The organism is Dendronalium phyllosphericum CENA369 (genome assembly GCF_016056275.1).
Taxonomy (GTDB): domain Bacteria; phylum Cyanobacteriota; class Cyanobacteriia; order Cyanobacteriales; family Nostocaceae; genus Dendronalium; species Dendronalium phyllosphericum.
The window spans coordinates 21734-42350 of record NZ_JAECZA010000010.1 but is presented as its reverse complement, the minus strand read 5'-3'; the positions used below and the strand labels follow the sequence as shown (position 1 = coordinate 42350).

Here is a 20617-nt window from a genome sequence, read left to right as displayed (position 1 = left end):
GGAGTCAGAATTCAGAATTGGTGAATACTCTACCCATAAAGGGATAGAGTTTTGATAAGGAATAACGTTTAAAGATTGTTTTGCCCACTATTCCACTCGCTTTTAAACCGATATTCATCACCTACTCGCACAGAATTCATGTGTTCCTTCTGAATTCTGAGTCCTGAGTTTTGAATTCTTTTAAGAAATTAAATTTAAACTATTACTTTTTAAGTATATTCACTCATGAATCTACGGTAAATCTATATATTTTTAGGTGTTTTTACCTGTAAAAAGCCCAGTAAAACCATCGTTTTGTCGGGCATTAAATAATAAAAAAGTTGCCAAAATTTAAGTCTTCATTTAAGCTAAATTATCCATTCGATAGAGTTAGAAAAATAGATAATTGTTATACTAAAAAACACTAGAAGAACTTAAAAATATAGTCGTAGATTTGATTGCAGTAGCCGATTAGCGCAACTGCAACCATTGATTTGTCGATTTTTTCTACGCGAATTTCAATAAAAACTCAACCTGTTTGAAGCAAAAAATCATCAAGGTGTCAATAAAATTATGAAGTACATTAGTGGGTTATTAAGCACAGTAATTGTTGTCAGTGGAGGAATATTGTCGCTACCTCAGTTGGCAGCCAATGCAGTTACTTTGGGTAATGGTGCGATCGCCTTTGCCCAACCACCACGTTTGGTCAGTGCTAGCACTCCATACAATGACACAAGCGTTTCAGATACAACATATTATTTCACGCTGCAAGTACCAGCTACTGCTGGGGAACCGCTGCAACAAGTTACCTTTAAGCAGATTCAAGGAACGGAAGATATTGACTTGAATCAGAACAATACTTTTGCTTTTGAAGGAACACGCGATCGCCAAGGATCGAAGTTAGCACTTAAAGCTGTGAAAAGCAATGACAAACAACAGACTTTAGTAGTAAACTTTGACTCTCCCATACCGCCAGGAAAAACAGTCACTATTGGTCTGCGGTCTTATCGTAATCCCTTTGCTGATGGCGTATATCTAATTGGCGTGACAGCATTTCCCTCTGGAGGGCAAACCGTCGGTCAATTTATTGGCATTGGCCGCCTGCAATTTTACAAAGACACATACACAGAGAGTTAATTTAATCTGCCCGCCTGACTTGTTCGATAGATAATTTATTACCCTAACCATTAAGGACAAGAACTATAACTTGTCCTTAATTTATGGGGCGAAAAACTTTAGTACTAAAGTATTATTTTCATTAAGTATTATTACTAAATATTCATAAATTTTTGTTTTTAGTGAATTATATGCAACTATTACAAATTAATACTACGATAAATCGATTGATTTTTAGTATTTAAATTCCTAAAATTAGGAGGTGAGTCACTATTGCAACTTTAATAACTTATCTTTTCTCTCTACGTACCCTGCGGTTAATTAAATCAATTTCATCACAGAAAAGTTTGCTAACGAACATTTAACCCAGTTAGTGTGGGGAAAAGAATATCTGAAGATATTTTAAAGTTTGTAAATAATCTGCTGATATTTTAGGAAATATTAGAAATTAAATTTGTTACTTTTGACGTTCGCATAGAGCCATATACTACTTGAAAAGAGAAAATAACTCATGCAATTTTTTGTCAAAATCAGTATATCATCATGTAAAAATTTTACAATTATTTCCAGATACAAAATTTATTGTTACCTCTACTCAAACAGGTGCTTTTTAAGAATTAAAGCGCAATCTATGGCATAGGAAGTAGTCAGATATCCAAAATATATTCTGTGTTTAGTTACAGTAAGTACATATGAAAATTGACCTAGAATTTAGAAGCCAAACAATTTGTTATACCAACTATACTTGAAAAGTTTTATTAATAAGGAATATGCATAAAGAGTATTACTTGTATTTTAAATACTGCGAAAGTTCAAAAGATAAAATCTCGCTCTTTTTATTATTTATAGACAGTAGTTATTAAACTGAAATTATGGCAGGATTGGAGAGTAAACCAATGTTTTTTGAACGAGTTGAGAGAGAATCTTTATTTGAAGAATTTTGGTCGCTATGGCAGGAAAATAAATTACCAGAGCGGATACAGCTATTAGTAGATCGAGAACAGCAAGAACAAGGAAAACGAGACATCTGGGAATGGCAAAGCCAAGAGCCAAGTAATAAATTTATCCCGCGAAGTTCTGAGAATAACTTTAGTCATTCAAAAAAAATTTAGGTTACGTCTCTACATCTAGAAACATGACAATGAATTTTCAAGAGCCATATTGTGACTACTGGCAATAAAGCATTGTCACAACATAGCGTTTGTGATTCTCAATTATTTGTGTTGGTTATAGCGTTTATCGATTGTTTCAGTATACGTAAGAGAAAATCTATAACCGTTGAATGTCACTGTTAGTTCAGCTAGTAAATCCCTTCCCAATTTCTTTGAGTTAGCAACAATCAAGAATCAATACTAATGGCACACCTATTTGAACCATTCAAAATGCGTGATGTTTCGTTTCGCAACCGCATCGCTGTTTCACCCATGTGTCAATATTCCAGTACGAATGGATTTGCTAACGACTGGCACTTAGTTCATCTAGCTTCTCGTGCGGTTGGCGGTGCAGGGTTAGTGCTAACAGAAGCTGCTGCTGTTGAGCCTCGCGGACGTATTACTCCACAAGATTTAGGAATTTGGTCAGATGCACATATAGAAGGTTTAGCAAAGACTGTAGCATTAATTCATAACTTCGGTGCTGTTGCAGGTATCCAGCTTGCCCATGCAGGTAGAAAGGCTAGCACTGCAAAACCAAGTAAAGGAGGAAAAGTACTCGACGAATCTCAAGATGGCTGGCGGTCTTTGATTTCGAGTAGTGCGATCGCTTTTAGTAAAGAAAGTCCCATACCTGAAGCCCTGAGTCTTGAGGGGATTCAGCAAATTATTCAAGCCTTTGTCGAAGCTGCCAAACGTTCTTTGCAAGCTGGTTTCAAGGTCATTGAGATTCATGCTGCTCATGGTTACTTGCTGCACCAATTCCTCTCACCCCTTGTTAACCATCGCCAAGATGATTATGGTGGTAGCTTAGAAAACCGTACTCGTTTGTTGAGAGAAATCGTTGAGGGAGTGCGAAAGGTATGGCCTGAAACATATCCACTCTTAGTACGCATCTCTGCGACTGATTGGGTAGATAAAGGCTGGGACATCGAACAAAGTATTGATTTGAGCGACAAACTAAAGTCTTTGGGTGTAGATATGATTGATAGCTCGTCAGGGGGAATCATACCAGGCATTAACGTACCAATAAAACCTGGTTATCAGACCCAGTTTGCCGAACGCATCCGCCGTGAAGCAAATATTTATACAGGAGCAGTAGGTTTAATTACATCCCCAGAACAAGCTGACCAGCTCATTCGCACAGAAGCAACCGATATAGTTCTGTTAGGACGCGAACTACTTCGCAATCCTTATTGGCCTCACCTAGCAGCTAAACAGCTAGGACACGAAAAACTTTGGCCAGTTCAGTATGACCGAGCTTGGCTGTAATACTCCCCTTAAAGAGACTAAGACTTATATCATGTCCGAATGGCGCTAAGATAAGCCGACGCGGCGACGCAAAGACGGGGGGACGCTCTTAAAATTCATTCAAAAATATCTTTGCGTCAGTCTCAACATTTAACTTAGTGCCATTCTATCAATTTGCCTATGCCGCAGCGATGGTTGATTTAACCCCGAACCGGGAGTGAGATGTAAAACTCAGAGCCTTTTCCCAATTGGGACTGAACTTCCAGCCGACCATCATGTTTCTCGACGACAATCTGATGGGCGATCGCTAAACCTAACCCCGTTCCTTTGCCAACCTCTTTAGTGGTAAACAAACGCTCAAAAATCTTAGATTTAACTGATTCATTCATGCCTTTACCGTTGTCAGAAATACGAATTTCAACCGCATTTTGTTCGGATAATAATGCAGTGGAAATCGCGATTTGTTGGGGATGATTTTCTAACTCTTCAAAGCTTGTTTGCTGTGCTATTTCATCGAACATATCAATCGCATTAGCCAGAATGTTCATAAACACCTGGTTAAGCTGACCGGGAAAGCAATCAATTTCAGGGATATTACCGTAGTTGCGGATAACTTTAATGGCAGGCCGATTTTCATTGGCTTTGAGCCGATACTTGAGAATCAACAGCGTACTATCTAACCCTTCGTGCAAGTTGGCTTTAACTTTGTGTTCCGTATCGGCACGAGAGAAGGTACGTAGGCTGGTACTGATGCCTTTGATGCGATCGCTTGCGCCTTTCATCGAGTCAATTAACTTAGGTAAATCCTCCAACATAAACTCCAAATCAAGTTCTTGGGCTAATTCGGCCACTGCACCCGTAGGTGGCTGATGCTGGTGATAGGTATCTAAATACTCACACAGGTCTCGTACATAATCTTTGGCATTGTTAATACTGCCGTTGAGGAAGCCGACTGGGTTATTAATTTCGTGAGCCACCCCTGCCACCAAGTTACCCAAAGCCGCCATTTTTTCGCTTTGCACAATCTGAAGCTGAGATTCTTGGAGCTGTTGAGTATATGCTTGGGCTTGCTGATAGAGACGAGCATTCTCCAGTGAAATCGCAGCTTGGGCGCAAAGCAGATTCAGTACCTCAACGCGATCGTGGGTAAAGGCTCCCGTTGCCAGGTTATTTTCTAGATAGACTATGCCCAGCAACTTGCCCTGTTGCAGAATCGGGCTGCACAGCAGACTCTTGGGCTGTTGGTTTTGGATATACGCATCGCCGAGCAATAGCGGCTCTTGCGCGGCATTACTAATCACAGCAGGCTGCAAGCTGCGTTTGACTTTTGTTACCAGAGCGATCGGCACTATACCACTATCGGCAAGTGACTGGGTTGGATGCAGAATCCGCGTTTCGATTTGACCCGATGCCGTAAGTTCTGCCCTCGCCTGAACTGTGAGATTTTGCCCCTCACTCAACATCAAAGCGCACTGCGTCGCCCCAGAGGTTTGCATTACCGTTAGCAAGAGAGTAGCAATTAACGGCTCAAGCTCGATTTCACCCGAAAGAGTTTGCGATGCTTTGAGGATGGCAACCAGATCCAGAGAATCAGAAAGACTGGTGGAGGAAGTACTAGTCGAGGTGACAGTTGCAGTGGAAAATAAGGTTTCGTCAATAGAAAGTGGTGTCTGCGCCCCTAGGAAGATGGGAGCTAGCAGTTGGGGATAGCGAGTTTCCAAGTCAGCGAGTTTGGCTTTCGCCCCCCAGCGAGCATAGCCATAGTAAGCGTCAATGATATAAGCTTGGGCGATGCGCTCTTTGTTCCAATCCAGATAGAATTTTGCCGCCAGTTCATTGCCAAGGGCTGCTTCCTGAGAATAGCCATTGGCTTTAGCCCCCGCGATCGCCAGATCGTAAAATTCTATAGCTTCGGTTTTGCGATCGAGAACGCGATATTTTTCCGCTTCAACTAAATGATATTTGTGCAAGTAATTCATGGGGCCATAATCTGCCCAATCTTTTAGCTTGGCTTGATTTTCTTGTATTTGCTGCCATTGCGGTTCTGAAAGGGACATTGACTCACTAGGATTAGCCAGCACGGTCAGAGAATCATAGAAATAGAAGATTGGTTCAACGATACTTCCCATCCCGCCAGCTAAATACTGTCGCGTTTGAGCGGCATCGTGTTCAGCTTTGGCAAAGTCTTGCAGCCAGTAATTTAAGGTGAAGCGATAAAGGTAAAAGAACGATAATCGGTAAAAATCGACTTTGGCCTCATCCAGAACTTTCTGTTCGTAGGCATCCTGGCGTAAGGGAATCTCTTGTTCTGACTGACCTAAGAGAATTTGCGCCGCTTGCCAGTAAGCCAATACACAGTTTGCCGCCGTGACTTGGTGGAGGTCGGACAACTGCTGGTAATAGGCGCGAATTTGGGGTTCGAGTTCAGCCAGCGCTTGACCGTACCAATACGCATTGAAGCAGTACAACTGGGCATCGTAACCCATAAATTCTAGATTGCCAGTTTCCAACCCGGCTTGATATCCATCTAGTAGAATAGGCAACGTGTCTTGCAGATGGATTGTCCAAGAACCCACATAAGCCCCCATTAACATGGCAGTTGCGGCTCGGATGTTTTTGGCATCGGGTTCTAAGGCGAGTTGGTATCCTAATTGCCCAAACTGAGGCACTTTTGACATATCGCTCCACAGCATCCTCAGTTGGAAGGCGTAACCTACGTAGCAAAACGCCGAAACTGGACTGTTGCCAAATTGAATCGATAATTTGACCTGGAGTGCCACAACTAGAAAATAAAGCTTTGTGCCGGACATATAACAAACTGGTGTCAGCCGCGCCGCATTTTGCATAATTGCTAATTGCTGCGGATCGGTCATTTTCGGCAGATGAATGAATGACTCGATGGAGCGACCCTCAATTAAAGCATCAATTTCTTGCTTCAGGAGGCGAATATCATCTAGGGTTGGTTCGTCTGGCAGGTTCACGCCCAACATCCGGAAGACTGATTGACCGATCGCGATCGCCTCGACAAATTGATTGCGGGCGACCAATGCCTGAATTCTGACTTGATAAACTGGCACTCGTTCTAGAGGCGTTTTTGCACGATGAATTACCGCTTCAATCCACTCCTCCATCTGCTCAAAAGCACCAGCCAAAAAAGCGACCTCGGCAGCTAAGTCATGCAGAGATAGAGTTATTTCGTACTCCCGTTGCCAAGCATCTCCTCCCAGCAGTTGCAGCCCGACTGTGGCATATTCACGGGCGGCATGATAGGCGGTTGCGGCTCTGGCTTTGCGGCAAGCCGTGAGGTTGAGTTGGGCGAGTTCGTCCCGTTGCTGTTGTTTTCCAATCAGCGTGGTTCCATAGTTCAACTGATTGACGATTTCAAAAATGCGCTCTTCTCTAGCGGCTGGGGAAACTTGTTGCAGCAGAAGTTGTCCGATTTGGTAATGAGTCGTCTGTTTTTGCTCGTCAGGGATGAGGGAATAGGCGGCTTGCTGGACGCGATCGTGGAGAAAGCGATAAGAACAGTTAAAGGTTAATGGCTGCTGGACTTCTGCCACGTGAAGTTCTGATAGCTGGTAGAACTTATAGACATCGCTGATGGGCAAAATCACGCCTTCTTGCAAGGCTTTCCAGAGGTCGAGCGCCATATCTTCGGGCGATCGCTGATTAACAATCGCCAGGGTAGACAAATCAAACTGAGCGCCAATGCAAGCTGCCAGTTTCAAAGCAGTCTGGGTGGCAGTCGGCAATTTTTGTAACTGAAGTGCCATGAACTCGACGACATCATCCGTGAGCGCGAGTAACTTCACCGTTGCCAAGTCACATTGCCAATGTCCTGTCTGAAAGTCAAACCAAATATAGCCGTCTTCATGCAGTGCTTTGAGAAATTGGGTGAGGAAGAAGGGATTCCCTTTGGTTTTTTGATAGATTAACTCCGAAAGCGGTTGAGCCAGTTCCACAGAACAACTTAGTGTATCTGCGGTTAACTGATTCACATGGGCTTGGCTCAGGGGTTCTAGGGTGAGGGTATGGATAAAGGTTTGGGCTTTTTTAACCTCATCGAGCATCAGCATCAAGGGATGAGTCGGGAACACTTCGTTATCCCGATAGGCTCCGATGACGAACAGATAACCGCGCTCGCGTTCTGTCAGCAGTAGCTTCAGCAAGTTGAGCGAAGCGGAATCAGCCCATTGCAAGTCATCCAAGAAAATCACCAGTGGATGCTCTGGCGTGGTGAACACCGTGATGAACTTCTGGAACAGCAGATTGAAACGATTCTGAGCAGCACTACCGGAGAGTTCTGGTACTGGGGGTTGTGAGCCAATTACCTGTTCGAGTTCAGGAATCACCTCGATGAGTACCTGCCCATTGTCACCCACTGCCGTCAGGATTTTCGCTTTCCAATCAGCTAACTGCGCGTCATCACTGCTTAGAAGTTGACCCATCAGGTCGCGGAAGGCTTGGATAAAGGCACTAAACGGCAGATTGCGGTTGAACTGGTCGTATTTTCCTTTAATGAAATAGCCATGCCAACGTACAATCGGCTTATGCACTTCATTGACGACGGCAGTTTTGCCAATACCGGAAAAACCTGCCACCAGCATCAGTTCGGAGGCTCCGTTGGCAACTCGGCCAAAAGCATCGAGCAAGCTTTGAACTTCTTGTTCTCGTCCGTAGAGTTTTTCGGGAATCAAAAAGCGATCGCTAATATCCCTTTGCCCTAAATCAAACCAGGCGAGTTTGCCCGCAACATGATATTCTTCCTGGCATCGCAACAGATCGTGCTTGAGACCGAGAGCGCTTTGATAGCGGTCTTCCGCATTCTTGGCCATCAGCTTGCGAATGATTTCACCGAGCATGATGGGCAAATCGGGGTTGAGATCGCAGATAGACGGTGGTTGTTTAGCTATATGGGCATGAACCATTTCCATTGGCTCGTCTACTGGAAATGGTAACTGTCCCGCGAGCAGTTCAAAAAAGGTAACTCCCAAAGAATAGAAATCGCTGCGATAGTCAATCCCCCGGTTCATCCGCCCGGTTTGTTCTGGTGAGATATAGGCGAGTGTGCCTTCGAGAATGTTAGGGTTTTGAATTTCTTGGGTTTCGCGGGGTAACAGGGAGGCAATGCTAAAGTCAATCAGCTTAATCTCCCCCGTTTCTGGTTGAATCAGAATATTAGCTGGTTTAATGTCTTTGTGAATAATCCGTTGCTGATAGAGCTGGTGGAGGATATCTACGATTTGTAGGGCAATGGGCCAGAATTGTTCGACACTCAAAGGGGCAGCCTGGATGCGATCGCGTAGGGAAATGCCACCGATGTCTTTCATTACCAAAGCATAGCCATTTTGGTATGGTTCTAGACTCAGCGGTTGGACAATGCCAGGGATGTCGAGATTTTTTGCGATCGCATACTGATTGCGAAACTGCACCAATTCGCTGAAGCTGGGATAGTCGTGCCGCAGTAGTTTAATAATGACTGGTTTTCGATCTAATTCCCTAAGAGCGCGATGTACTAGGGTATTGGAACTCGAATAAATTAGCTCGTTTATGCAATAACCAGTTATTGTCAACATAAATCTTATTTTGATTTACAAATCTTTTTTATGTATATAAAATTCCCGGTTTAAGATTATCTTTAACTTTTAGAGACAAAAATTAATAATTATGGTCAAATTTACAATTGCTTGCTCTAAAATTACTGGCTCAAAATGTCATTAATTAACTATAAAAAACTAAAACAACTTATATGTTTGAAACGCCGTGTTTGTGGCAATAGTTTGATTATTTGATTTTCACATAATTGATGATACCCCTCTTCTGTCAATTGGGGAGAGAAAGCGGTCGCCAACCGCTTTCTCTCCCCAATAAAATGATTATTATTTTTATTGTTTGTATATTTTATTCTCTGGAAATCCCCAAAATTATCAAAAGTAAAAAATTTAAGATATAGAGATCACAAAGTAAAAGATTTGCTTACTAAGGTTGAATCACTATTTCCAAATCCTGTAGGCATCATATAATTTGGTCTTTGACGAAAAAACTTATTTGGTATTTCAGGAAGGTCATCAGATTGATCGACTACTTTGAGTTTTAAAGACTGGGATTTTTTCACTGTTAAGGTAAGCTCGATACCCTCTTGAGGAAGTCCAAAATAATTCAAGCCCCAAGTTCCATCATTATTTGAATTATTGATTTGATCATCAATTTTTTTACTGTTAACAGTAGCCTCTAAAACTTCTATTTTTGGATCTAGATATACACGTACAATACGTCCTTGCCTTGATGAGATAATCTGCAAACGTAGCGTTCTAGTATCGTTATCTGTATTATCACCAAGTAATATAATCTTCGGTGCGGCTAGTGAAAGTGCAGGAGCCTGGTTTTTAAGAAATTGTCTCGAAGCAAAAGGTAAATATTCAGTTAAAGAAGCTTTTTCTGGATTTTGAGAAAGAAACTGAGATGTCCATTCATCTGGTTGTTCGTCAAAACTAGCCCAGATAGCTTTTCCTGTATCCGCATTTAAAGCATAAAAAATACTATTTGGTTTAGGATGGTTAGCATCGAAACCTGCTGTAAAGCTACCAGCAATCATCAAACTCAAACTTATCAGTAGGGCTGTAGCAGGCAACAACCATTTGTGAGGAGTTATAAATAAATAAAAATGGGGAATGAGCAGTCCTAGTAGTAATACCACCATCACCATTACTACTCCAGCCATACTTATGGTAAGGGCAACAAACATCAAATATATTGTAGGAGCAAATAGAATAATTACTGGAATGGAGCATACAGATAAAATAATAAACGTTAGTCCCAAATGGTAATTCTTAGAAGTAGCGAAGATAAATCCCCATCCTCCAAGATTTAATAACAATGGCAATGTAAATAAATAACTAGCCCCTGGTAGATATATACTAGTTAATACCATGAATATCAGCCACCAAAGCAATGTACCAAAAGTTAAGTTTTGGATGTTTGTCTTTTGGTAAAAATAAATATAAACACCAGATGTAATAGCTATAGCGAGAGTTACAAAGGCGATCGCGTACAAATTACTGTTATATGTATCGCCTTGAATAATCACTCTATATTCACTATGTAAATTATTAATCAACCACCAAATAACTGTGACAACTGTTGCAACACTGATAATACTTATAAATAAAGCTAAAAATCCTAAATTTATTCCAGAGAATGAAAGATGTGTTTTTTGAAACCCAAGTATTGTCACCCCAAAAAATAATCCAACTACTAAAACTGTCAAAGGTATTACCCATGCTTCTGGATAGCTAACGATGAATGAAGCAAAAATATCGAAGTAGACAGCATCACTTTGCTTAATATTTGTTAAATCTAAGTTTCCAAAATGACGCGTCAATGCTAAGGCATATTCACCGTGATGTTGAAGGCTATTACGGTCAATTTTTTGTAAATTATCATAGGCTGTATGATAATAAATGACACCATTAATAAAAGCAAAATTTAGTCCAGGAAAATTTGCTGATTTGAAGATAGTAAAATCCGTATCATTAGGTAATTTTTTATAAATGCTATTAAAAAGCGAACTGGTAACTGGATGAACCGATGCTTTGGCAAATTCCTGAATGAGCCATCCATTTTCACTGTTGGTTTCAAACATGAGTGAGGGGCCACTATTTCCCCTAGCTTCAAAATTTACTGCTAAACCAACATCTTTTTTCCACGGATGTTCTTCAACAAAAGCGATCGCTCCTAGCAAACCAGGTTCTTCCCCATCAGTAAACAAGAAAATTACATCATTTTTTAACGATGAACCTACCTTTAAAGCCCTAACTGTTTCTAGCATTGCCGCAACAGCAGCACCATCATCACTAGCGCCGGGACTATTGGCAACTGAATCATAATGAGCAGCTAGTAAAATTGCTTTAGTGCTATTACTTCCTGGAAGTTTGATAAGAACATTATGTACAGTTCCAGCAGCAAAGGGAGCGCCATTTTTATTGTTAACAACTGTGGTTTTCTGAACTTCTGGTTGAAGACCCATTGCTGTCAACTCTTTTAAAATATAGTCGCGCACCTTTACATGTTCTGGTGAATTAATGGGGTGAGGTTTTTGGGCAATAACTTCAAGGTGTTTCATTGCCCTACCAGCAGAAAACTCTACAAGAGGTGCATTGATGCCCACTGCACGGGGAGGATTTAGCTGATAAATGCCCAAAAATACCAGAGATAAAATGAACAAAAAGGTAATAAATTTAAAATATTTCATCAGTCAGCTAATATTTTTATTTGCTATTTTTAGTTAGATAAACCACGCTGTAAAGACATTAAGTGCAACATCTTTACAGAGGTTATATCTAAAATGCTTGCTGCATTTTTTGGCGAAGACTAAGGGGTCTCATGTCAGTCCAGACTTGTTTAATGTATAATAAACATTCTTCTTTAGATCCAGTTTTCCCTGCGTCCTGCCAGCCGGGAGCATTTTCTTGGTTAGCAAGCCATATTGAATACTGTTCTTCGTGATTTACTACGACTTTGTAAAGTGCGGTACTTTCTTTTTCGGATATATTCATTGTGATTTATTGCCTATTTCAGATAAATAATTAATCAACTTAGTTATTGATGATTTCAGATTTCTGCTAGTAGATAAGTAGATTAATTTTAGTTAAGTTTGGCCCCGCTCCCGTCTACTGAGCATCTGGTAGTTCTTCTTCTACAAACCGTAAACGTGGATAAAAATAGCCAGCGATCGCAGCAAATACAGTCAGCGTTCCCATAACCACAAATAACAGAGCAATACCATACCCCGGCCCGACACCGATAATCCGTCCGATACTTGCAGCCAGCGGCCCGTTCGCAACTAGCAGTGGGTTAAACACGCGATCGGCTAGCGGCCCGGCTAGCAAATAAGCAAATGGTAAAGCACCCCAAGCAATCATTCGCCGCACAGCAAACACCCGTCCTTGAATATCAGGTGCAACTTTTTTCTGCCAGATTACCTGGCCGGAGGCGTTGATGATTGGCAAACCAAAGAAGTAGAGGAACGCTGTCACAAAAAACACAGGAATAGAGGGGCACAGTCCAGCAAAGATAATGCTTAACCCTCCCAAGAGCGTAAAGCTGAGTACGGCATATATAGGGCGCTTGACCCCACCCCAGATGCTCATCAGCAAACTGCCAATAAGCATACCGCTACCGCCAACGGACATAACACTACCAAGCACGGTGACTGGTGCAAAAGCGAGTACTAATGGTGTCACTAATACGTTGACCACTCCTGTGAGGAAATTGACGACAGCAATAAACACTAGTAACGCTAGTAGCCCCGATCGCCCAGTAATATAAGTCCAGCCAAAGGCAGCCTCTTGCAGCAAAGACTCTTTGTTTGCTTTACCCTCACTAATAGTCCTGACTTCCGGAAAATGGATGCACAACAGAGTGATGACGGAGAAAATAAACGTGGCAAAGTCAATAAAAATGATGCCTTGTATCTTGATAGTTGCAATCAGCACGCCAGCGATCGCAGGTGAAAGAATCTCAGCAGCTGCCTCTGCTGCCTCCACCATGCCATTGGCGCGCCCCAAAAGTTGCTTGGGAACCAGGAGGGTAGTAGCAGCAGCATAGGCAGGCCATTGGAAAGCATTGAAGGCAGAACTGACCGCACTTGCCAAGTAAATATGCCAGATTTCTAGTTTGCCAGTAAACAGTAACAAAGCAATGACGAGAGTACTCAAAGCCGCGCCACTGTCGCTCAAAATCATACAAAAACGCCTGGGCCAGCGGTCGATGAGTGCCCCTGCGACTGGGGAAAGGAGAATACCTGGCAACGTAGTGAACAGTAAAATCAGTCCAAACTGAGTTACCGAACCAGTGCGTTGATATACCCAAATACCCAAGGCAAAACGAGTCAAACCGGAACCGATTAAGGAGACAAGTTGTCCAAACCAGATGAGAACAAAAACTGAGAATTTACTGCTGGAAGTTAAGGTTGCCATTTTCTGCCATTCGCTTTGCTTATGTCCAATGTGGTAGTTCGATAATCCGTTGGTTAGGATTCGCCACCAAGCTTGCTAGTAATGTCTGCAAATAGTTGAGTATGCGGGCGATCGCCTCAGCATCAAAATAGCGGTAATCGTAGGTCATCTCGACAAACATTTCCACACCAGGGGTAACAGCAATACAGAGTGGGTAAGACCAGAAGTCAGTAGCGCGGAAACCTTCGATTTTCAAACTTGACAAACGCTCTCCCAAGGAATCATCAATTGGGTAATTCTGGAACCGCAAGATACTTTCAAACAAAGGTTGGTTTTCCGGTACTTCGCTCCACTGATGTACCAGCGTCAAGGGACTGTATTCATACTGGCGTAACTCGACTTGTTTGGTTTGGAAATGTTTTAACCAAGGCAGGACATGAGTATCCGGTGATATTTGCATACGCGTTGGTAGCAGATTGGTAAATAGTCCAATCATGGAATCAGCGCCTTTTAAATCCGTGGGACGACCAGAAACGCTAATCCCAAAAGCTACATCATTGTTGCCGCTAAACTTATTCAAAAATATGCCCCAAGCTCCTTCTATGAGAGTGTTGAGGGTAATCTGAGACTGGCGTGCTAAGGACTGGAGGGCAGCAGTGAGTTCTGCTGACAAGCGCAATGTTTGCAATCCGTACTCTTCTTGAAGTTGAAGCCAGTCATTAGCAGGTCGATTTGTACCCAGAAGATTTTGGCTTTTAAAACCCTGTAATGCTTGTCGCCAGAAAGATTCCGCTTTGGACATATCCTGTTGCTGTAACCAAGCAATATAGTTGCGGTAGGGACGAATGCTTTCTAGTTCTAGTTTTTGATTTTGTCGGAATGCCTCATAAAGAGCAAAGACTTCTTGTAATATCAACGTGAAACACCAGCCATCCATCAATACATGGTGGATGCTCCAAACAAATTGATGCACATCATCAGCCATCTGAATTAACGCCAATCGCATTAAAGGAGCTTGGGTATGGTCAAAACCCCGTTCCCGATCTGCGTTTAAAAAGGCTTCTAGTTGCTGTTGCTGCTGGGTTGGCGACAGTTGCCGCCAGTCGTGTCTGTCCCAAGATAAGTTTACATGGGTGCGGACAATTTGCACCTTTTCGGCTAAACCTTCCCATTTAAAGGAGGTACGCAATACTGCATGTCTATCTACTAGCTGCTGCCAAGCTTGTGTAAATGCTTGATAATCGATTTCCCCCCGGAAAGTGCTGTCAAATTGCAGGAAATACAAACCTGCTGTTTGGGCGCGTTGAGACTGGATTAGCATCTCCTGTTGCATGGGTGTCAATGGATACACATCCTGCACATCTGACTCACTTTCCAGCAAATGCTCTAAACTTTGTTTATCCAACAAAGGTGTGAGTGACACTGGTTCAATTGCTGTTTGTTGAAGTTCAGCAGAACTGCCAATGACTTCTGCAAGGGAGGCGATCGTTTGATGTTGAAATAGTTGTGGTGGTGAGAGTTGCAATCCTGCTTCGTTAGCTTTGGCGATGATTCTGATAGCTAGAACTGAGTCTCCGCCTAACTCAAAGAAGTTATCGTGAATTCCCATTGGTTCAATGCCAATCACCGCTTGCCAAATTTCTGCCAAGGTTCTTTCTAGCTCAGTCCTGGGCGCAACATAGGGAGTTTGTAATTTTGGTCTGGGATGTTTTGTCGTTCCCTGAATTTTTTCGATTTCCTCACCGATATTTGATTGCATCAACAGAGCAACTTGCTCGATTGAGGCTTGCAAATCGGTGGTAGAAACGAGAATTTGGGGTAGCATATTCCGGCTCAACACCCTTGTAAACACTTCAACTCCTTCATGGGATAAGATGCCTTCTCCCAAAACGTTTTCTTCTGGTAGTTGCTGAGAATCATCGCTGTTAGCTGCAAAATCAAACACGCCTAAATCGGTTACTTTCTTCAATGTAAAACCTTCAATTTCGACGAGTTCAATTCCAGATTCATCCATAATCGCGACATCAAAACTTATAGTTTCCTTAGAGGAATCGCGATCGCCTTTGTGTTTAACGTAGCTATAAATCTTGCTGGGTAAGGATGCTTTAATCCGAATACGGTTGTACCAGAAAGGAAAATAATCAGCACCTCCTTCTTCCTGAGCCAATGTCACGGCAACATCTAATAATGCCGGATGTAAAGCGAACTGTTCTACTTCTGCCGCATACTCTTGTGGCAGTTCGAGCATTGCTACAGCTTCGTTTTTGCCAAAATGTACCTGTTTTAAACTCTGCCATCTGGGGCCAAATTGCATCGATTGTTGATTATCAACATCATGCTTTTCGGGAGCATTTACAATATCCCGGATTTGAGGACACCTGTTAAAAATCTCTTGAATATTGTATTGTTTGGGCGGTTCAGGCGCTACACAAACTATTTTGCCTGTGGCGTGTTCTTGCTGTTGCCCATCACCGCTGGCAACGGTAAATTCAAAAATGTCTTGGGATTTGTTTAAGATTGTATAGACTTCTTGGTTGCCGTTTTCAGGGATAATTAAGGGTTGCAAGAAAGATGTTTCGCGGATTTCCACGATACCGCGATCGGCGTGTTTGGCAAAAGCAGCTCTAGCTATTTCTAAATAAGCTGTACCAGGAAGAATGGCATATTCTACTAGCTTATGCTCGTTTAAAACCCAATGCTTACTAATGCTAAAGTCAGTTAAAAATACTTCTCGTTCGGGTGATTCTTCCACACATCTATCTAATAGTGGATGAGCAATTTCAAAACCAACAGTACCTTGTCGCAGCTTTTGCATCCACATCGGTATTGCTGTATTGACTTTAATGCCAACATCCTCCCATAAATCCCAGTTAATTGCTGTGGTGAATACGTTATGTTTTGCAGTGTAATATTGAGCAAAAGCGTCCAAAAAGGCATTAGCAGCACAATAATCAACCTGTCCAAACTCACCCATAATTGATTGCAAAGATGAGCAGAGGATCAAGAAATCTAACTGCACATCCTGCAAGACTTCACCCAGTACTAAGGTTCCAGTTACTTTTGGTGACAGCACCTTGTTTGCCATCTCTGGAGTTTTCAGTTGAATCATCCCTCCACCAGCAATACCAGCCGCATGGATGACACCGTGCAGTTCGCCAAATTGCTCGTAGGTTTGTTGCAGCACTTTCTGCATTTGTTCTTGGTTAACAACGTCAGCGCTAACAACTAAAACCTCTGCTCCCAGGTCTTGCAATGCTTGTATTTTGCGGATTTTGTAACTTGTATCATCATTAAGATCGTGAGTCGCTAGCCAGCTTTCCCAATCTTGTACTTGGGGAAATGCCGAACGTTGAGTTAAAACTAACCGTGCTTGTACCGTTTTTGCCAGATGTTCTGCCAGTACAAGCCCAATACCGCCCATGCCGCCAGTAATTAGATAAACTCCGCCTTGTCGTAACCGCGAAACAGCCTTACCTTGACTGGCTAATGGTACTGTTTCAAAGGTTTGTACCCAGCGTTGATTTCCTCGATAAGCAACTACATTCTCAGTTGATTCTTGCAGCAATTCTGCTAAGATTTGGTCGCTCAGTTTCTCTTTGTGAGCTTGGGGCAAAGTGATATCAAGACTGCGACAATTAATATTAGGAAACTCGCGAGGAATTACCCGACAAGGGCCAAGCACAACCGCTTTTTCTAGAGCTGGTACTTCTAAGTCGGTAACATTTTGCAAGTTATTGGACACTACCGCCAGTTGTAACTTATCGCTGAGATTCTGCTGTCCTAGTGCTTGGGCTAAAAATAGCAACTGATAAAAGAATGTGTCAGCTTGCTTTGCTACCTGAGTTGCTTGGGTTGGCTCTAAAGGTGCGGTCACACTCCACAGATGTACAATTTGTTGTGGTAGCATTTCTATTGTCTGCAACTCTTTCAACAAGCTGTCATAGTCTGCCCGTTGCGTGGGATTGAGGGTGTAGTGTCCTGGGGTAACTTTGCTAAAGGAGTTACCTATATGCACGCAAATCACTTGCTGTCCGCCAGCTTGCAGTCGTTGTGCTAGCAATTCGCCAACACCGCATTCGTCAACGAACAATAGCCATCGCTGTGGTGTTAACTCTGTTAAAGCCACAGGCAAAGGCGGCATTGTTCGCTTCCAAGAGGGAATGTAGAACCAGTCGCTAATATCTGGCTTTTTGCTTAGGGAAACAACTTCTGGCTGAGTTTGTTGTGGGGTTTGGAGTTGAAAGTCTACCCAATAGCGTTGGCGTTCAAAAGGATAAGTTGGTAGTGGTACGCGATACCGGGTTTCTGCTGCCCTCATCTGCTCCCAGTCCACCGATGCGCCGCTTAACCATAGTCTGCCAGCTGTTGTCAGCAAAAATGGCAAATCTGCGATCGCTTCTTTGGGATGGCGCAGTGAGGTCAGTACTACCTGTTCTCCAGCAACGATTTGTTGTCTTGCCAAGGTAGCCAGCGTATTTCCCGGGCCAATTTCTAATAATATGCGTTTGCTGTCTTGCAGCAATGTTTGCACGCCGTCAGCAAACTGCACCGTTTGACGCAAGTGTTGTACCCAGTAGCGGGGGTTTGTGGCTTCTGCTGCGGTTATCCATTTTCCTGTAACGTTGGATACATAAGGAAGTTTGGGAGCTTTCAGCGCGACTTTTTCAACCTGCGCCTGAAACTCATCTAGAATGGATTCCATCATTAGCGAATGAAAGGCGTGGGAAGTGTGAAGTTCGCGACACTTCACTCCTTGATGTTCGAACTTTGTTTGCAACTCTACTAAGTGTTCTTTAGCTCCAGCAACTACGCACTGATTGGTAGTGTTAACTACTGCTAAAGATAATTCTTGACCGAGTAATGGCAGCACGTCTGCGGACGGTAGCGCCACTGCCAGCATCGCACCTGGTGGTACACTCTGCATCAGCCGACCGCGAGTTGCCACGAGCTTCAAGGCATCTTCTAAGGACAAAACCCCCGCCAAGCAAGCCGCCACATATTCGCCAACGCTATGACCGATCGCGGCTGCTGGCTGAACACCCCAAGACATCCACAGTTTCGCCAAAGCGTACTCAATCACAAATAGCGCTGGTTGAGTAATTGATGTTTGCGTAAGTTGCTGCTGCGCTAGTTGTTCTGCTTCGGGATTGGTAGGATAAATTACCTGACGCAAATCCAAGGGCAAATGCGATTTCAGCAAAGTGCAGCATCTATCAACTTCCTTACGGAAAGTTGGCAAGTTTTGGTATAAATCGCCAGCCATCTGTACGTACTGAGCGCCCTGTCCGCTGAACATAAACGCCACTGGGCGATCGCTTGTTTCTGGCACATCATCAAAGACGCGATCGGGTTGTGGGGACTCTAATAAGGAGATAGCTTCTTCGATGTCGCGACAAACTACCATGCGGCGGTATTGCCAAGGGTGGCGACCGACTTGTAGGGTATAGGCAACATCAGCAAGGTTAAGTGTAGGATTTTGCTTGAGATGCTTTGCCAAATTAGCAGTAGTCGTTTCTAAAGCAGCAGCAGTTTTTGCAGATAACAGCAACACTTGCCAAGGTTGAGTATCGCTGGATGGTTCGAGAACGGGCGCTTCTTCCATCACCACATGCACATTAGTGCTACCAACACCAAAGGAACTCACACCTGCACGCCGGGGTGTATTTTTCGCCGACCATTCGCTTAACTGGGTGTTGACGTAGAAGGGACTGTTAACAAAATCAATTTTGGGATTAGGTTGCCGAAAGTGCAGCGTGGGGGGTATTTGTTGATGTTTGAGCGCCAATGCCGTTTTGATTAAGCCAGAAATACCAGCAGCAGCATCAAGATGACCAATATTAGATTTCACCGAACCGATCGCACAGTATTGTTTTACTTGGGTGCTAGTACGAAAAGCTTTGGTTAGCGCTCTAATTTCAATCGGATCGCCTATTTGCGTGCCTGTGCCATGTGCTTCTAAATAGCTGATAGATTCAGGTTCAACCTGAGCGTTCGCTAGCGCTTCTAAAATAACTTTAGTTTGACCATCGACATTAGGAGCGGTAAAACTGGCTTTTAGAGAACCATCATTATTAATTGCCGAACCTTTAATGACAGCATAGATACTATCGCCATCTGCGATCGCATCCTCTAATCGCTTTAAAACAATAGCACCCAAACCACTACCAAAAACTGTTCCCTGTGCTTGAGCATCAAAAGTCCGCACATATCCATCGGGTGACTCAACGCTTCCAGGTTCGTAAAGGTAACCCGTTCTGTGGGGAACATTAATCGCCACACCGCCAGCCAAAGCCATCTGACACTCATCAAGCAGTAAACTTTGACATGCCAAATGTACTGCCACCAAAGAAGTCGAGCAAGCCGTTTGCACGTTAACACTCGGCCCTTTCAAATTGAATTTGTAAGAAACGCGTGTTGAAAGACAGGATAAATCATTTCCCAATCCTACTTGGAAAGGGTCAGTGTACTGAGGATTACCTTGATGAGAAAATAAATTAAACATATAGGTGCTGGTTTTAGCACCTGCAAACACACCAATATTACGCTTATAAGTTTTTGGATCGTAACCAGCGTTTTCAAACGCTTCCCAAGCGCATTCTAAAAATAAGCGTTGTTGGGGATCCATAATTTCGGCTTCAGTCGGAGAGTAGCCGAAAAATCCAGCATCAAATGACTCTACGTCATCTAAAATCGGTTCTGCTTTGACATAATTGGGATTTTTTAATAAATCTGGGTTTACTCCCGCAGTTTGCAAAGTCTCGTCATTTAAAGCAGAAATGGAATGTACGCCATCCCGTAAGTTTTGCCAAAAATCATCAGCATTATTCGCTCCAGGAAAGCGGCAAGCGATACCAATAATAGCAATTTCTGAACCAGTAAGATTGTCTAAATTTTCTGAATTATTCACAGTTACCCTTGATTTTTAAATACTACTTAATTGCTAATTTTTAAGTATTGTAATTATCGAGCCAATATTGATAGTTGAGGAGTTAGCGATCGCACTCAACAATATTCCACAAGTCCTTCATCATCAATTCCGAATTTTTCTCACTTTTTGAAACGTTATAACGCGTTAAATCGCAATGTTTAGTACAGCAAGGCGTAAATCAAGCACCAATTCCAAATCCATGAACCCCTTGCATTAGGGTAATTACTAATTACACA

Annotated in this window: 8 protein-coding genes; 3 read left to right on the top strand and 5 right to left on the bottom strand. The window is 42.8% G+C overall.

What is annotated here, in order from left to right; translation table 11 throughout:
- Nucleotides 1–552 precede the first annotated feature (552 nt).
- From I8752_RS04290 to namA, 3 genes are all read left to right on the top strand, one after another.
- Nucleotides 553–1116, top strand: a complete 564-nt coding sequence (locus I8752_RS04290; RefSeq protein WP_225895432.1) for a DUF2808 domain-containing protein — start codon at nucleotides 553–555, stop codon at nucleotides 1114–1116.
- Between the two features lie 875 nt (nucleotides 1117–1991).
- The gene (locus I8752_RS04285) at nucleotides 1992–2207 is read left to right on the top strand and encodes a hypothetical protein (protein ID WP_214431093.1); all 216 of its coding nucleotides are present in this window, start codon (nucleotides 1992–1994) and stop codon (nucleotides 2205–2207) included.
- 243 nt (nucleotides 2208–2450) lie between these two features.
- The gene (gene namA / locus I8752_RS04280) at nucleotides 2451–3518 is read left to right on the top strand and encodes an NADPH dehydrogenase NamA (RefSeq protein ID WP_214431092.1); all 1068 of its coding nucleotides are present in this window, start codon (nucleotides 2451–2453) and stop codon (nucleotides 3516–3518) included.
- 179 nt (nucleotides 3519–3697) lie between these two features.
- On the opposite strand, the gene I8752_RS04275 is transcribed toward namA, so the two are convergent.
- From I8752_RS04275 to I8752_RS04255, 5 genes are all read right to left on the bottom strand, one after another.
- Nucleotides 3698–9073 carry a trifunctional serine/threonine-protein kinase/ATP-binding protein/sensor histidine kinase gene (locus I8752_RS04275; protein WP_214431091.1) on the bottom strand — a complete coding sequence of 1792 codons (5376 nt, stop codon included), beginning with the start codon at nucleotides 9071–9073 and terminating at the stop codon, nucleotides 3698–3700.
- Between the two features lie 380 nt (nucleotides 9074–9453).
- Complete coding sequence (locus I8752_RS04270; protein ID WP_214431090.1) at nucleotides 9454–11748, bottom strand: M28 family metallopeptidase; 2295 nt, start codon at nucleotides 11746–11748, stop codon at nucleotides 9454–9456.
- An 88-nt stretch (nucleotides 11749–11836) separates the two neighbouring features.
- Nucleotides 11837–12052, bottom strand: coding sequence for an MbtH family protein (locus tag I8752_RS04265; RefSeq protein ID WP_214431089.1), 216 nt, complete (start codon nucleotides 12050–12052; stop codon nucleotides 11837–11839).
- Between the two features lie 114 nt (nucleotides 12053–12166).
- Nucleotides 12167–13474 (bottom strand): MFS transporter, encoded by a 1308-nt coding sequence (locus tag I8752_RS04260; RefSeq protein WP_214431088.1) that lies wholly within the window; start codon nucleotides 13472–13474, stop codon nucleotides 12167–12169.
- Between the two features lie 19 nt (nucleotides 13475–13493).
- The gene (locus I8752_RS04255) at nucleotides 13494–20360 is read right to left on the bottom strand and encodes a type I polyketide synthase (protein ID WP_214431087.1); all 6867 of its coding nucleotides are present in this window, start codon (nucleotides 20358–20360) and stop codon (nucleotides 13494–13496) included.
- Nucleotides 20361–20617: the final 257 nt, after the last annotated feature.

Excerpts from the sequence above, each read along its gene's own strand:
- I8752_RS04290 (WP_225895432.1), top strand. The coding sequence starts at position 553 with ATGAAGTACATTAGTGGGTTATTAAGCACAGTAATTGTTGTCAGTGGA.
- I8752_RS04270 (WP_214431090.1), bottom strand. The coding sequence starts at position 11,748 with ATGAAATATTTTAAATTTATTACCTTTTTGTTCATTTTATCTCTGGTA.
- I8752_RS04260 (WP_214431088.1), bottom strand. The coding sequence starts at position 13,474 with ATGGCAACCTTAACTTCCAGCAGTAAATTCTCAGTTTTTGTTCTCATC.
- I8752_RS04265 (WP_214431089.1), bottom strand. The coding sequence starts at position 12,052 with ATGAATATATCCGAAAAAGAAAGTACCGCACTTTACAAAGTCGTAGTA.
- I8752_RS04285 (WP_214431093.1), top strand. The coding sequence starts at position 1,992 with ATGTTTTTTGAACGAGTTGAGAGAGAATCTTTATTTGAAGAATTTTGG.
- namA (WP_214431092.1), top strand. The coding sequence starts at position 2,451 with ATGGCACACCTATTTGAACCATTCAAAATGCGTGATGTTTCGTTTCGC.
- I8752_RS04275 (WP_214431091.1), bottom strand. The coding sequence starts at position 9,073 with ATGTTGACAATAACTGGTTATTGCATAAACGAGCTAATTTATTCGAGT.